This window comes from Massilia sp. UYP32, from assembly GCF_050434365.1.
Lineage (GTDB): Bacteria > Pseudomonadota > Gammaproteobacteria > Burkholderiales > Burkholderiaceae_D > Telluria > Telluria timonae.
On the sequence record NZ_JBNDIK010000025.1, the window covers coordinates 42,592 to 56,745 of the forward strand.

Below are 14,154 nucleotides of genomic sequence, written 5' to 3' on the forward strand. Positions count from 1 at the left end.
TCAGTGATGGTGGTGCCAGTTGCCGTCGGTCGACTCGAGATAGGACTTCACCGCGTCCGGGCTGCCGGTCGCGTGGCGCTTGACTTCGCCGCAGTCGCAGATGCCCTGGTAGGGCTGGATGTGCGAGCAGGCGGACACTTTCTGGAGGAAGACTTTGACCGGCTTGGTGCACTTGGCGCACTTGAAGGTCAGGATGCGGGCGGGCTTCATGGTTGGGTGACGGTGTAAATGGAAAGAGCGGCATTTTACACCCGTCGCCAGGCCGTCCCCGGTGGCGAGGCAGGAATTGACAAGAAAGAATCGCCAAACCTATACTCGAATGATCGCGCTAACACTGAATGTTATAGATTGTTATTACAAACCGCGATGCACATAATAAACTGGAGACAAGGTTAGCTCATGACACTGACAATGAAGCTGTTCAGGCGCGTCCTCGCGCCACTGACGGCACTATGCGCGGTGCTGGCCGCGCCCTCGGCCTGGGCGCTGGGCGAGCGCCAGTTCGTCCGCTTCGACGCGAACGCACAAGCCGTGGTGCTGGCGGACCAGGGCCGCACCGCGCCCTTGCTGGTCGATCCCAACGACGATGCGGGCGTACGGCGCGCCGTCGCCGACCTCCAGGGCGACATTGCGCTGGTGTCCGGCGCCAGGCCCGTCCTCGCGCACGGCGCCGCCAGCGCGCTGGATAACGTGGTCATCGTCGGCACCCTCGGCCAAAGCGCCCTGGTCGACCGCCTCGCCGCCGAGGGCAAGATCGACGCCGCCGCCATCCGCGGCAAATGGGAAGGTTTCCTGATCCAGGCCGTCGCCAACCCGATGCCGGGCGTGGCGCGCGCGCTGGTGGTGGCCGGCAGCGACCGGCGCGGCGCCATCTTCGGCGTCTACACCCTGTCGGAGCAGATCGGCGTCTCGCCGTGGAAGTGGTGGGCCGACGTGGTTCCGGCGCGCCGGGCGACGCTGTCCGTTGCGCAGGGCACCAAGGTGAGCGACGCTCCCGTGGTGCAGTACCGCGGCATCTTCCTGAACGACGAGGCGCCCGCGCTGACCAACTGGGCCAAGGAAAAATACGGCGGCTTCAACCACCGCTTTTATGAGAAGGTGTTCGAGCTGATCCTGCGCATGCGCGGCAACTACCTGTGGCCGGCGATGTGGCCGCCCACGGCCTTCTATGCCGACGATCCGGAAAACGGCCGCCTGGCCCACGAGATGGGCATCATCATGGGCACCTCGCACCATGAGCCGATGATGCGCGCGCACGACGAGTGGGCCCGCTTCGGCAAGGGGCCGTGGGACTACGGCAAGAACGCCGGCGTGCTGCAGGCGTTCTGGAAGCAGGGCTTGCGCAACTCGCACGGCCAGGACCGCGTGATCACCCTGGGCATGCGCGGCGACGGCGACGAGCCGATGTCAGAGGAAGACAACGTCGACCTGCTGCAGAAGATCGTGCGCGACCAGCGCGCGCTGATCGAGCAGGATACCGGCAAGCCGGCAAGCGAGGTGCCGCAGGTGTGGGCGCTGTACAAGGAAGTGCAGGGCTATTACGAGAAGGGCATGCGCGTGCCGGACGACGTGCTGCTGCTCTGGTGCGACGACAACTGGGCCAATATCCGCCGCCTGCCGACGCCGGAGGAACGCGCGCGTCCGGGCGGGGCCGGCGTCTACTACCACTTCGACTACGTGGGCGGCCCGCGCTCGTATAAATGGCTGAACGTGACGCCGATCCCGAAGATCTGGGAACAGATGCACCTGGCCTGGCAGTATGACGCCAAGCGCATGTGGATCGTCAACGTCGGCGACCTCAAGCCCATGGAAGTGCCGATCGAGTTCTTCCTGACCTATGCCTGGAATCCCGCGGCCTGGCCGGCCGAGCGCCTGCCGGAATACCTGCGCCTGTGGGCCACGCGCGAGTTCGGCGCCGAGCACGCGGTGGAAATCGCCGAGCTGGTCGAGGGGTACACCCGCTTCAATGGCCGCCGCAAGCCCGAGCAGCTCGAGCCGGGCACCTACAGCGTGCTGCACTACGACGAAGCCGGCCGCATCGCGCGCGACTACGCGGCGCTGGCCGAGCGCGCGAGCAGGGTGGCGGCCAGTCTGCGCCCCGAGCAGCGTGACGCCTTCTTCCAGCTGGTGCAATATCCGGTCGCGGCGTCCAGCAATATGAACCAGCTGTACGTGGCGGCCGGCCTCAATCACCATTACGCCACCCAGTTCCGCGCCACCACCAACGACATGGCCGAGCGCGTGCAGGCGTTGTACAAGAACGACGTCGAACTGGCGCGCCAGTACCATGCGCTCCAGGGCGGCAAGTGGAACCACCTGATGTCGCAGACCCGCTTCGGCTACGTCAACTGGGAGCAGCCGCGCGCCAATGTGCTGCCGGCGGTGCATCGCATCGACGTGCCGGCCGGCGCGAATATGTCGGTGGCGGTCGAGGGCGGCGCCAAGGCCTGGGGCGCCTATGGCCTCAAGGCGCTGGACTTGCCGACCTTCGATCCCTACGCCAGAAAATCGCACTACCTCGACATCTTCAACCGCGGCAGCGCGCCGTTCGAATACCGCATTGAATCCAATCAACCCTGGGTGGTGGTGAGCCAGGCGAGCGGCAAGGTGACGGGCGAGCAGCGCGTGACCGTCGATGTACGCTGGGACAAGGTGCCGGCCAAGCCGCAGCCGGCCGTGCTGACGATTACGGGGCCGAACGATACGCGCGTGCTGGTCAATGTGCCGCTCCGCCTTGCGGACATCCCCAAAGGCGCCAAGGGCTTTGTCGAGACCGATGGCGTGGTGTCGATCGAGGCTGGCAACTACACCCGTGCGCTGGCGCCCGAGGGCCGCAGCTGGCTCAGGATTCCTGGCCATGGCCGCACCGACGCCGGGGTGACGACGATGCCGGTGACCGCTGCGGCGCTGGACGTGAAGCAGGGCATGCGTCTCGAGTACGACGTCAACACGGTCAGCAGCGGGAGGGTAGAAGTGCAGGTGACGCTCGCGCCGACCCTCAAGTTCCAGCCGGGCGCCGGTTTCCGCTACGCCGTGTCGATCGACGACGAGACGCCGCAGATCGTCAATGTGCATGCGGACGAGTCGGAAAAATTCTGGGAAAAGATCGTGTCGGATGGGGCGGCGGTGTTCACGACGGAACACCAGCTGGCCAAGCCGGGCAAGCATGTACTGAAGTTCTGGGCGCTCGATCCGGGCCTGGTGGTGCAGAAGCTGGTGCTCGATGCGGGTGGACTGAAGCCGAGCTACCTGGGCCCGCCGCAGAGCCCGCGCCTGTAAGCACTGGCGTGGTTAACTGAAAAGGGCAGTCCGCATGACGCGGACTGCCCTTTTTGACGTGGCGAAGCCGAAGGATCAGGCTTTACGCATCGGCATCGCGCGCAGCGAAGCGGCGATCGCCTCGCGCATCGGCTTGGCGCGCAACTGGCTGTCGTACGGCGTCGGACGCTGCGCCAGGCCGTCCGGGCGCTTCGCGTCGGCCCAGACCTGCAGCCAGTTCACGTGGTCCGCCATGCCCCACAACAGGAAATCGCGGCAGGTCGGATAGCTCAGGGTCACGTCGAGATAGTCGCGCGCCAGCGCCGCAGTGGCCGCGTCGCGCTTGGCGACATCGGCCGGGAAGGCCTTGTCGTTGACGTCGAACTCGGTGATCAGGAGGTCCAGGCCCATGCCCGTGACCTCGTCCAGGAACTTGCGCCATTCGCGCAGCACCGCCGCGTTGGCGGGGCCGGACATCATGTCGCCGGCGCTGATATGGCTTTGCAGGCCGAGGGCGTGGATCGGGGCGCCGCGTTTTTTCAGTTCCGCCAGCAGTTTCAGCACGCCGGCGCGGTGCCTGGCGTCGTCGCCCAGGCCGGGGCCCATGAAGTCGTTATATACCAGCTGCGCCTTCGGCGCGTGCTCGTGGGCCTGGCGGAAGGCGAATTCGATCTGCTCGACCGCGCCCATGCGCCTGGTGAACACGTTCTGGATCAAGCTGCCGTCCTTCGGCGACACCGCCTCGTTGACGACGTCGTGGCTGATGACGTCCTGCCCCATGTGCGTGCAGACGGTCTTGATGTGCTCGCGCAGGATCGCCTCGGCGTGGCCGACCGGCTTGGACTTCAGGTCCAGCGCATTGACCCAGGCGGGCAGCCATTTCGGGTCCTGCCAGATCAAGGTGTGGCCGCGCACCGCCATGCCCTCCTTGCGCGCCCAGGCGAACATCTCGTCGGCCGGCCCCCATTGGTAGGGGCCCGGCTTGGGTTGCAGCGCCTGCCACTTGGTCTCGTTCTCGGCGACGATGAGATTGCACTCGCGCGCCATCAGGGCGCGGTAGGCCGGGTCGCGGAAACTCTTGCGGGTGTCCTGGTCTTCCAGCATGCCCATGGCATTACCGAAGCGCATGCCCTTGGCCTTGGCCAGGTCCTTGAGGGCGGGGCCGGCGTCCTGCGCGGCCAGTACGTGGGGGGCGAGCATGGCGCCGGCCGCCGTGCCAAGCAGTTTCAGGGTGTCGCGTCGCGATGTCATCGGGTGGTGTCTCCTTTATTGTGTTTGTCGGTATCCATTCACGCCTGGCGATAGGGCGAGATGGTGACGATCTTGCCGTCGCTGTCGTAATGCAGCTCGGTCACCTTCACCGAACGCAGGTGGGTGACGCCGCCCGACAGGCTGCTGTCGTGATAGAACAGATACGAGCGGCCTTCGAACTCGCAGATCGAGTGGTGGGTGGTCCAGCCGATCACCGGGGTCATGATCTGGCCCCCGTAGGTGAAGGGGCCGTAGGGGCTGTCGCCGATTGCGTAGCACAGCAGGTGGGTGTCGCCGGTCGAGTACGAGAAGTAGTATTTGCCGTCGTGCTTGTGCAGCCAGGGCGCTTCGAAGAAGCGGCGATCGTGGTCGCCGGCCAGCAGCTCCTTGCCGTCGGCGTCGAGGATGCGCACGGCGCGCGGCTCTTCGCTCAGTTCCAGCATGTCGCCGCGCAGGCGCGCCACGCGCGGCTGCAGCGCCGGCTCGTGCGGCGGCGGTTCCTCATGGTCGGGGCTGTAGAGGTTGTCGCGGTACTTCTGCAACTGGCCGCCCCAGATGCCGCCGAAATAGAGATAGAACTCGCCGTCGTCGTCGCCGAACACGGCCGGATCGATCGAATAGCTGCCGGCGATCGGCTGCGGTTGCGCGGTGAACGGGCCGGTCGGACTGTCGCTGACCGCGACGCCGATCTGGAAGATGCCGTCGGGCCGCTTGGCCGGGAAGTACAGGTAATACTTGCCGTCCTTGCGCGCGCAGTCGGGCGCCCACATCTGGCGCGCCGCCCACGGCACGTCGCGCACGTGCAGGGCCACGCCGTGGTCGACCGCTTCGGCGTCCGGGTGGTCCATCGAGACCACGTGATAGTCCTCCATCGCGAAATGGGCGCCGTCGTCGTTGAACGGCACGCCGGCCTCGATGTCGTGCGACGGGTAGATGTAGATGCGGCCGTCGAACACGTGGGCCGACGGATCGGCGATGTAGATGTGCTCGAGCAGCGGCTGGGAGATGGCGCGCTCTTTCAGGGCTTGCACGCGGTCTTTGTCGATGATTTCTGGCATGGATATGGTCTGGTTCGGGTTCAGATGAAAATCATTGCTGGGCGGCGAGTGCGCGGCGTTCGCCGAGTTCGCGCTCGATCTGCAGCTCGGTGGTCTTGCGGATGTCGTAGGCCGCCAGGCAGCACACGGCCAGCAGGAAGGGGATGGCGGCATACACGCTGACCGACAGGCGCACGCCATCGGCCACCTGGCCCGACTGGACGGCCAGGGCGGCGTCGTAGCCATAGGCCGACAGCAGGGCCGCCACCAGCGCGCCGCCGATGGAGAGGCCCGCCTTGAGGCCGAAGATCATGGCCGAGAACAGCAGGGCGGTGGCGCGGCGGTTGTTCTTCCATTCCGAGTAGTCGGCGACGTCGGCGATCATCGCCCACAGCAGCGGGATCGTGATGCCGTAGAAGAAGCCGTACAGGATCTGGGCGCCGAACACCAGGCCGATCGAGCCCGGGCCGATCCAGTAGTAGCTGAGGCGGAACATGGCGGCCAGCAGCAGGGCGGCGCCGAACACGTCGCGCTTGCCGAAGCGGTCGGCGAGCGGCTTCGAGAAGCCGATCCCGACGATCATCAGGATGATGCCGACCGCGTTGAACAGGGAAAAGCCCGAGGTGGCGGCGTCTTCCGGCCAGTGGAAGGCGGTCAGGCCCATGCCGGTGAGAACCGTATTGAGGCCGTCGATGAAGGCCAGGAAGCCGACGTCGCTGAGAAAAGCCGCCAGCGCCGCCTCCTCCAGGAAGTTACGGAAGTAGAAGATGTACATGCCGCCCTTGAGCGACAGCGTGATGAACACCAGGATGGTCAGCACCAGCATCACCACCCAGGGGCGGTTGCGCAGCAGGTCGGCCACGTCCTGCCTGATGCTCGAGCGCTGGCTGGGAGCGGGCACGATGCGCTCGCGGGTGGTGAAGAAGGTGATCAGGAAGCAGATGGTGCCGGCCACCGCGAAGAACATCATCACGGTCTGGAAGCCGGCCACCTTGTCGCCCGCGCCCAGGATCAGCACCAGCGGCAGCAGCAGCACCTGGATCACCAACTGCGCGACCAGCACCGCGACGAAGCGGTACGACGACAGGCTGTTGCGGTCGGCCATGCTGCCGGTCAGCACGCCGCTCAGGGCGGAATAGGGCAGGTTGTTGGCCGAGTACACCAGCATCAAGAGGATGTAGGTCAGCAGCGCGTAGATGTACTTGCCGCGCTCGCCCAGGTCGGGCGTGCTGAAGGCGAGGATCGCCACCAGGCCGAACGGCACCGAGGTCCACAGGATCCAGGGACGGAACTTGCCCCAGCGGGTCGAAGTGCGGTCGGCGATGATGCCCATCAGCGGGTTGAAGCAGGCGCCGACCAGGCCGCCCATGAAGATGATGCTGGCCGCGGCGTTGGGTGAGATCTGATAGACGTCGGTGTAGAAGAAAGCGAGGAAGGTGAGCAGGGTCTGGAAGATCAGGTTGGCCGCCAGATCGCCCAATGCATAGCCGATTTTTTCAGTTGTCTCCAGCGTCGGCTGCGCCTTGATAATTGTAGTCATTGTCTTGCCAATCTATATGTTGAAAAGCAATTGCGGCCCTCAACCGTCAGGCACGCGGCAAGCGCGTTCATGACGGTCGGGCCACGCATGTATCACGTCAACCTCGCAAAAAGTTAGCGCAATCATTGTTTTCGATTGTGGATGAGATGCTAACGCCCGTCAACCGCTTTATTGCCCGGCCGCATATCAGATATAAGCCTGGGAGTGGCGGTAAATACGGTGCTGCGTGTTAGAATGAGGACGTTAAAGTTCGCGCAAACATCGCAAGATCTTCCAGGGGTTCTCCGCATGCCTACTTCCACGATCGGACTCGTCAATCCAGCGGAGCTCAAGCGCGGCCCCAATATGGCCGACGTGGCGAAGCTTGCCGGGGTGTCGCCGATGACGGTGTCGCGGGTCATGAGCGGCAAGGCTACCGTGCGCGCCAGCACGCGCAAGAAGGTGACGGCCGCCGCTGCGGCCCTGAACTACGCGCCGCACCCCGAGGCGCGGCTGCTGGCCGGATCGCGGCCGATCCGCATCGGCTTCCTGTACAGCATGCCCAGCGTGCGCAGCGGCGCCTATCTCACCGAGGTCTTGCTGGGATTGCTGAACAAGGTCAGCCTGAACAACGTCCAGCTGCTGGTCGAGAAGTGCGCCGACGGCGAGCAGATCGCCGAGCAGACCCAGCGCCTCATCGATAACCAGATGGACGGCATCATCCTGCCGCCGCCGCTGGTCGACAATGCCGAGATCGTGGCGCGGATCGTCGACGCCGGCATTCCGCTGGCCCTGATCGCCTGCGGCCAGCCCGATGCGCGCGCCAGCGCGATCGGCATCGACGACCGCCAGGCTGCCCACGAGATGACGCGCCACCTGATCGACCTTGGTCACCAGCGGATCGGCTTCATCAGCGGACATCCCTACCAGTCGGCGAGCAGCGCCCGGCTGCAAGGCTACCAGGCCGCCATCGAGGAATTCGGCGCCGACCCCGCGCCCGAGCTGGTGGCGCAGGGGATGTTCAACTATCGCTCGGGGCTCGACGCCGCCGAGATCCTGCTGGCGCTGCCGGACCGCCCGACGGCGATCTTCGCCAGCAACGACGACATGGCCGCCGCCACGGTCGCGGTGGCCCATCGCCTGGGGCTCGACGTGCCGGGCGACATCACGGTGGTCGGCTTCGACGACACCGCGCTGTCGACCACGATCTGGCCGGCGCTCACCACCGTGCGCCAGCCGACCATGGACATGGCCGAAGCGGCGATCGAGTGCATCGTCCGGCGCGTGACGAACGAGCGCACCGGCCTGGCCGCGGGTCCCGAACATATCAAGACCGATTTCACGCTGGTGCGGCGCCAGTCCGACGCGGCGCCGCGGATCCGGCCGCCGGTGCGCATCGTCGCCTGAAACTCCCGTCTACCACTGGTTTGTTTGCGCTATCATTAGCGTTACAGATTTGGTAGTCCTGCGTCCCGCAGGTCATGCCATCACCGGAGACCACATTGAATACTTTTCGTCGAGGCCGCCTGGCCATCGCCGTCCTGGCCACGCTTGGCCTGGGCGCCTGCACACTGCCACCTTCTGTTACTGATAGCGGCTCCCGCCACTGGGTGGCCAGCTGGGGCACATCCCAGATGTCTTACGGCCAGGCCGAAGCCATGCCGGCCGAGTTGTGGAAGGACGGCACCGTGCGCCAGGTCGTGCGCCTGTCGCTGGGTGGCAGCCAGGTCCGGGTCCGGATCAGCAATGCCTACGGCAGCGAGATGCTGGTCGTGAACGAGGCGAGCATCGCGCGCGCCGTGCGGCCCGGTTCATCCGAGGTGGTGGCGGGTTCGCTCCAGGGCCTGCGCTTCAACGGCAGTACCTCGGTGCGCATACCGGCGGGCGCCGAGTATGTCAGCGATCCGGTCGACCTGGCGGCGGCGAGCGGCCTCGATATCGCGGTCACTATGCACATGGCGAATGCGGCCGGGCAGCAGACCGGCCATGCCGGCGCGCGTACCACGACTTACCTGGCTCCGGGCCGCCAGACCATGGCCGCGAGTCTCCCGGACGCCAAGACCGTCACCCGCTGGCACCAGCTGGCCGATATCGAAGTCAGCGCCGCGCCGCCCGCGCGGGCCGTGGTCGTGATCGGCGATTCGATCACCGACGGCTATGGCGCCATCACGGACGCCAACAACCGCTGGACCGATCACCTGGTGCGGCGCATCGCCCAGGACGGCAAGCGACAGCTCGCCGTGATCAATGCCGGCATCGGCGGCGGCCGCCTGCTGCGCGAAGGCCTGGGCCCGAGCCTCGTCACGCGTTTCGAGCGCGACGTCCTGGCCAGGAATGGCGTGAGCCATGCGGTCGTCTTCATCGGCGTCAACGACATCGGGGTGCTGCGCCGCTCGAAAGAGGACACGCCGCAAGCGATCGAGGCGATGCTGGGCGACTTCAAGCAGGCGCATTTGCAGATGATCGCGCGCGCCCATGCCAAGGGAATCTGCGTGATCGGCGCGACCATCACGCCCTTCATGGGCAGCGGCTACTATGCGCCGGCGCAGCACAACGAGGCGCTGCGCCAGGCGGTCAACGACTGGGTGCGGACCGAAAAGGCCTTCGACGGCGTGCTGGATTTCGACGGTGTGCTGCGCGATCCGGCCCGTCCGTCCTACCTGGCCAAGGCCTATGACAGCGGCGACGGCCTGCATCCGTCGCATGCGGGTTATGCCGCGCTGGCAGCGGCGGTGCCGCTGCAGCAGTTCGACAACTGCGCCTACAGCCGGCTGCGGTAGGGCCGTTCGACGTACTCGAAATAGTCGAAGTCGGCATGCAGCGCGGTGCCGGCCATGTCCTGGCAGGCCATGCCGACGAAGGCGCCGGTGAAATTGGGCTGGCCGGGCGCGCTGGCCTCGTCCGACAGGATGCTGGCGTCGAACTGCTGCGGTAGCCACTGCCAGGGGCCGTCGTCGACGCGATAGCCGAACAGCAGGCGCTCCTCGTCCACCTCGACCCGCAGTTCGACCGGCACGCCGGCGGGCAGGGCGAGCGGCGCGGTGAAGCTGTCCGCCTGCAGGTGGTTGGGCAGGCTGCTCATCACGCGCAGGTGCTTGCCGATCTCGTCGTCGTGCGTGATGTACAGGTAGTGGAATTTAGAGGCGCCGTAGTAGCAGACCAGGCCGGCCTGCTGCTGGAAGTGTTCCGGCTCGAACTCGACCAGAGTGGACGCGCTGAAGCAGTGGGCCTGCTGCCGGCGCGCGACCAGCGCCTGGCGGAAGGTGCTGCCCAGGCTTTCGCGTCCGTACAGGCGCAGGTGGCCGGGCCGCGCCGTCAGGCTGAACAGCTCTTCCGGATACGGCGTGCGCAGCCACTGGAAATCGATCGGCAAGTCCTGCGCATCGAAATCGCTTCGTTCGGGCGCGGCGTCGAAACGGTATTCGGGCAGGCCGGGCGCCGGCACGTCCAGCTGCGGCATGCCCTCGCCATCGAGCGTGCGCAGCCAGCCGTCTTCGCCCCACACCACCTGCTGGATCGCGGTCTCGCGTCCCAGGGTGCAGGCGCCACGGTTGCGCAGCGGCCGGCCGCACAGGTAGACCATGTACGTGCGGCCGTCCGGCGTGTCGACCAGGTCGGCGTGCCCTGCGCGCTGCAGTGCGGCGTCGGGCCGCGCACGGGTGCTCAGGACGTTCACGTCCGGATGCAGCTCGTACGGTCCGCGCAAGTCGCGCGAGCGCGCCATCGTCACGCCATGGTTCCAGCCGGTGCCGCCTTCGGCGGTGAGCAGGTAGTAATAGCCGTTGCGGCGGTACAGGTGCGGCGCTTCGGTCAGGCCGTGTTCGGTCCCGGCGAAGATATTGGTGCGAGTGCCGACCAGGCGCCGCTCCTCGACCGAATATTCCTGCAGCACGATCCCGGCGAAGCGCTTGCCGCCGGGGCGGTGGTCCCATAGCTGGTTCAATACGTACTTGCGCCCCTCGTCGTCGTGGAACAGCGACGGATCGAAGCCGCTGCTGTTCAGGTGGACCGGATCGGACCACGGGCCGTCGATGCTCGGGCTGGTGACCAGGTAATTATGAAAATCGCGCAGCGAGGCGCTGCCGCCGGCGCCGCCGGTCGAGGTGCGGCCATAGCGCTTGACGTCGGTGTAGATCAGCCAGAACAGGCCATCCGCATGGGTCAGGCACGGCGCCCACACGCCGCAGGAATCGGGCGCGCCGCGCATGTCGAGCTGGCTGGCGCGGGTCAGCGGCCGGCCGGCCAGGCGCCAGTTGACCAGGTCGCGCGAGTGGTGGATCTGCACCCCCGGGTACCACTCGAAGGTGGAGGTCGCGATGTAGTAGTCGTCGCCGACCCGCACGATGGACGGGTCGGGATTGAATCCGCGCAGGATCGGGTTGTGGATCATGGTTTTTGCATCGAAATGGGTTGGGGCTCGAAGGTGGGATCCCGTACCAGGGTCCACAGCAGCACCGCCGCGACCAGGTCGAGCACCGCCAGGCTGACGAAGAAGGGCGTGTAGCCGACGCTGGCCAGCAGGGTGCCGATCAGCAGCGAGAAGATGAGCAGGCCCAGGTTGCCGAAGGTGCCGCACATGCCGGCCACGGTGGCCACCTCGTTGCGCCGGAACAGGTCGGACGACATGGTGATGACGGTGACCGACAGCGTCTGGTGGGCAAAGCCCGCAAGGCTGAGCAGGGCGATCGCGGCATAGGCATCGTCGACGTAGCCGACGAAGGCCACGCCCATCATCATGATGGCGCCGAGGGTGAACGCGCCGCGCCGGGCATTGATCAGGCGTATCCCGCGCTTTTGCAGGGCCAGCACCACCACCGGACCGAACATGCAGCCCAGGTCGGCCGCGAGGAAGGGCAGCCAGGCGAACATGGCGATGTCCTTCAGCTCGAAGCCGCGCACCGTGGTCAGGTACAGCGGCACCCAGAACGCCAGCGTGCCCCAGGCCGGATCGGCCAGGAAGCGCGGCAGGGCGATGCCCCAGAAATTGCGTTGTTTGAGGATGCTGAGCACCGAGGGCTTGGTGCCGTCGCCGGCCAGGTGGTCTTCCTGGCCGGCGGCGATGTGCGCCGCCTCGGCCTCGGACAGGCGGCGGTGGCGCTTCGGCGCGTCGTACAGCAGCAGCCAGGCGCACACCCACACCAGGCCCAGCGCGCCGGTGATCACGAAGGCCGATTGCCAGTTGTAGTGCAGGATGGCCCACACCACCAGCGGCGGGGCCAGCATCGAGCCGAACGAGGCGCCGATATTGAACACGCCGCCCGCCAGGCCGCGCTCCTTGGCCGGGAACCATTCGGACACCGCCTTCATCCCGGCCGGGTTGGCCGAGCCTTCCGCGAAGCCGAGCAGGCCGCGCAGCACGGCCAGGGTCTGCCAGTTGGTGGCCATGCCGTGCGCCATGCAGATCAGCGACCAGGCGGTGGCGAAGATCGCGAAGCCGTACTTGAGGCCGATCACGTCGAGCACGTAGCCGCACAGCGGCTGCAGCATGATCGCGCCCTGGAAGGCGGCCGTGATGTACGAATACTCCCTGGCCGTGATCTCCAGCTCCGCCAGCAGGGTGGGGGCGGCCACGGCCAGCGAGCTGCGGGTCAGGTAGTTGACCACCGCGCCCAGCATGATCAGGCCGATCATCCACCAGCGCAGGCCGCGGATGGCGCCGCCGCGGGTCCGGCCAAGGATTGCTGCGATCATGGATTGACCATGCTGGGGCGCTTCGGATCGTAGGTCCATCCCGGCACCAGGTAGCGCATCGCCATCGCATCGTCGCGCGCGCCGCCGGCCACCTTCTTGTAGAGTTCATGGGCCCGGTTGATCTGCTCCATGTCCGGCTCGATGCCCAGGCCCGGACGGTCCGGCACCGCCACCTGGCCGCCCACGATCTTCAATGGTTCCGTGGTCAGCCGCTCGCGGCCTTCCTGCCAGATCCAGTGGGTGTCGATCGCCGTGATCGTGCCCGGTGCCGCCGCCGCGCAATGGGTGAACATCGCCAGCGACACGTCGAAGTGGTTGTTCGAGTGCGAGCCCCAGGTCAGGCCCCAGTCGTGGCATAGCTGCGCCAGGCGCACCGAACCCTGCATGGTCCAGAAGTGCGGGTCGGCCAGCGGGATGTCGACCGCGCCCAGCAGGTGCGAATGGGCCATCTGGCGCCAGTCGGTGGCGACCATATTGGTGGCGGTGCGGATGCCCGTAGCACGCTTGAACTCGGCCATGATCTCGCGCCCCGAATAGCCGCCCTCGGGGCCGCACGGGTCTTCGGCATAGGCCAGCAGGTGGCCCTGGCCGCGGCAGGCGTCGATCGCCTCCCGCAGCGACCAGGCGCCGTTGGGGTCGAGCGTCACGCCGGCGTCGGGGAAGCGGCGCTTGATCGCGGCGACGGCTTCCATCTCTTCCTCGGCGCGCATCACGCCGCCCTTGAGCTTGAAGTCCCTGAAGCCATACTGCTCGACCGCCGCCGCGGCCATGTCGCCGATCGATTCGGCGCTGAGCGCTTCCTGGTTGCGGACCCGGTACCAGCCGTCGCGGCCGGCGTCATCGTCGTAACCGAGGTCGGTGCGGCCACGGTCGCCGATATAGAACAGATAGGCCAGCATCGGCACATGGCTGCGCTGCTGGCCGTCGCCCAGCAGCTCGCACAACGGCAGGCCCATGAACTGGCCGAGCAGGTCGAGCAGGGCCGCTTCCACCGCCGTCACCACGTTCTCGAGACGCAGGTTGATCTCGTGCGGCTGCTTCATCACCGCCGCTTCGGCGCTGGACGTGACCTGGTGGCTGACGCCCGAGATGGCGGCGCGCAGCCGGTTCAGGGTGCGGCGGTGGTGGGCTATCTCGGTGCCCTCGACCAGCGGCACCAGCTTTTGCAGGGCCTGCAGGATGCCGTTCGAGCCGGGCACCTCGCCCATGCCGGTGCGGCCGGCGCTGTCCTTCAACAGCACCAGGATGCGGGTGAAGTAGGGCGCATGGGCGCCGCACAGGTTGAGCAGCATGCTGTCGCGGCCGGCGACCGGGATCACCCGCATTTCCACGATGGTCGGGGTGGCGGCGCGTTGAATCGGGTTCATCTCATCTCCAGGAGTGAATGGGGCAGGCGGG

The 14,154-nt window shown here is 66.7% G+C and carries 10 protein-coding genes; 3 read left to right on the plus strand and 7 right to left on the minus strand.

Going from position 1 to position 14,154, the window contains the following annotated elements; translation table 11 throughout:
* Positions 1–210, minus strand: a complete 210-nt coding sequence (locus ABIB42_RS19380; RefSeq protein ID WP_005666742.1) for a hypothetical protein — start codon at positions 208–210, stop codon at positions 1–3.
* Between the two features lie 189 nt (positions 211–399).
* Here ABIB42_RS19380 and ABIB42_RS19385 point away from each other — a divergent pair, with 189 nt between their 5' ends.
* Complete coding sequence (locus ABIB42_RS19385) at positions 400–3,279, plus strand: glycosyl hydrolase 115 family protein (protein ID WP_429248843.1); 2,880 nt, start codon at positions 400–402, stop codon at positions 3,277–3,279.
* Positions 3,280–3,354: 75 nt separating this feature from the next.
* On the opposite strand, the gene ABIB42_RS19390 is transcribed toward ABIB42_RS19385, so the two are convergent.
* Genes ABIB42_RS19390 through ABIB42_RS19400 form a run of 3 tightly spaced genes read right to left on the minus strand, consistent with a single transcriptional unit; the run spans position 3,355 to position 7,086 of the window.
* Positions 3,355–4,509 carry an endo-1,4-beta-xylanase gene (locus tag ABIB42_RS19390; RefSeq protein WP_429248844.1) on the minus strand — a complete coding sequence of 385 codons (1,155 nt, stop codon included), beginning with the start codon at positions 4,507–4,509 and terminating at the stop codon, positions 3,355–3,357.
* A 38-nt stretch (positions 4,510–4,547) separates the two neighbouring features.
* Positions 4,548–5,567 carry a glycoside hydrolase family 43 protein gene (locus ABIB42_RS19395; protein ID WP_429248845.1) on the minus strand — a complete coding sequence of 340 codons (1,020 nt, stop codon included), beginning with the start codon at positions 5,565–5,567 and terminating at the stop codon, positions 4,548–4,550.
* Positions 5,568–5,598: 31 nt separating this feature from the next.
* A complete protein-coding gene (locus ABIB42_RS19400; RefSeq protein WP_429248846.1) occupies positions 5,599–7,086 on the minus strand; it encodes an MFS transporter in 1,488 nt (495 codons plus the stop codon).
* A 288-nt stretch (positions 7,087–7,374) separates the two neighbouring features.
* Between ABIB42_RS19400 and ABIB42_RS19405 the strand changes: the two genes are divergently transcribed.
* Positions 7,375–8,472 (plus strand): LacI family DNA-binding transcriptional regulator, encoded by a 1,098-nt coding sequence (locus tag ABIB42_RS19405; RefSeq protein WP_429248847.1) that lies wholly within the window; start codon positions 7,375–7,377, stop codon positions 8,470–8,472.
* Between the two features lie 95 nt (positions 8,473–8,567).
* Positions 8,568–9,845 (plus strand): SGNH/GDSL hydrolase family protein, encoded by a 1,278-nt coding sequence (locus ABIB42_RS19410; RefSeq protein ID WP_429248848.1) that lies wholly within the window; start codon positions 8,568–8,570, stop codon positions 9,843–9,845.
* Here ABIB42_RS19410 and ABIB42_RS19415 read toward each other — a convergent pair.
* From ABIB42_RS19415 to ABIB42_RS19425, 3 genes are read right to left on the minus strand one after another with little or no spacing between them, the layout of a single operon-like run.
* On the minus strand, positions 9,827–11,455 hold the full coding sequence (locus ABIB42_RS19415; RefSeq protein ID WP_429248849.1) for a glycoside hydrolase family 43 protein: 1,629 nt from the start codon (positions 11,453–11,455) through the stop codon (positions 9,827–9,829). The two genes, ABIB42_RS19410 and ABIB42_RS19415, sit on opposite strands and share 19 nt — an antisense overlap.
* Positions 11,452–12,756: an MFS transporter gene (locus ABIB42_RS19420; RefSeq protein ID WP_005666760.1), complete on the minus strand. Its 1,305-nt coding sequence runs from the start codon at positions 12,754–12,756 to the stop codon at positions 11,452–11,454. Before ABIB42_RS19420 ends, ABIB42_RS19415 begins: the two co-directional genes overlap by 4 nt.
* The gene (locus tag ABIB42_RS19425) at positions 12,753–14,123 is read right to left on the minus strand and encodes an enolase C-terminal domain-like protein (protein ID WP_005666762.1); all 1,371 of its coding nucleotides are present in this window, start codon (positions 14,121–14,123) and stop codon (positions 12,753–12,755) included. The genes ABIB42_RS19420 and ABIB42_RS19425 overlap by 4 nt, the downstream gene beginning before the upstream one ends.
* Positions 14,124–14,154 lie beyond the last annotated feature (31 nt).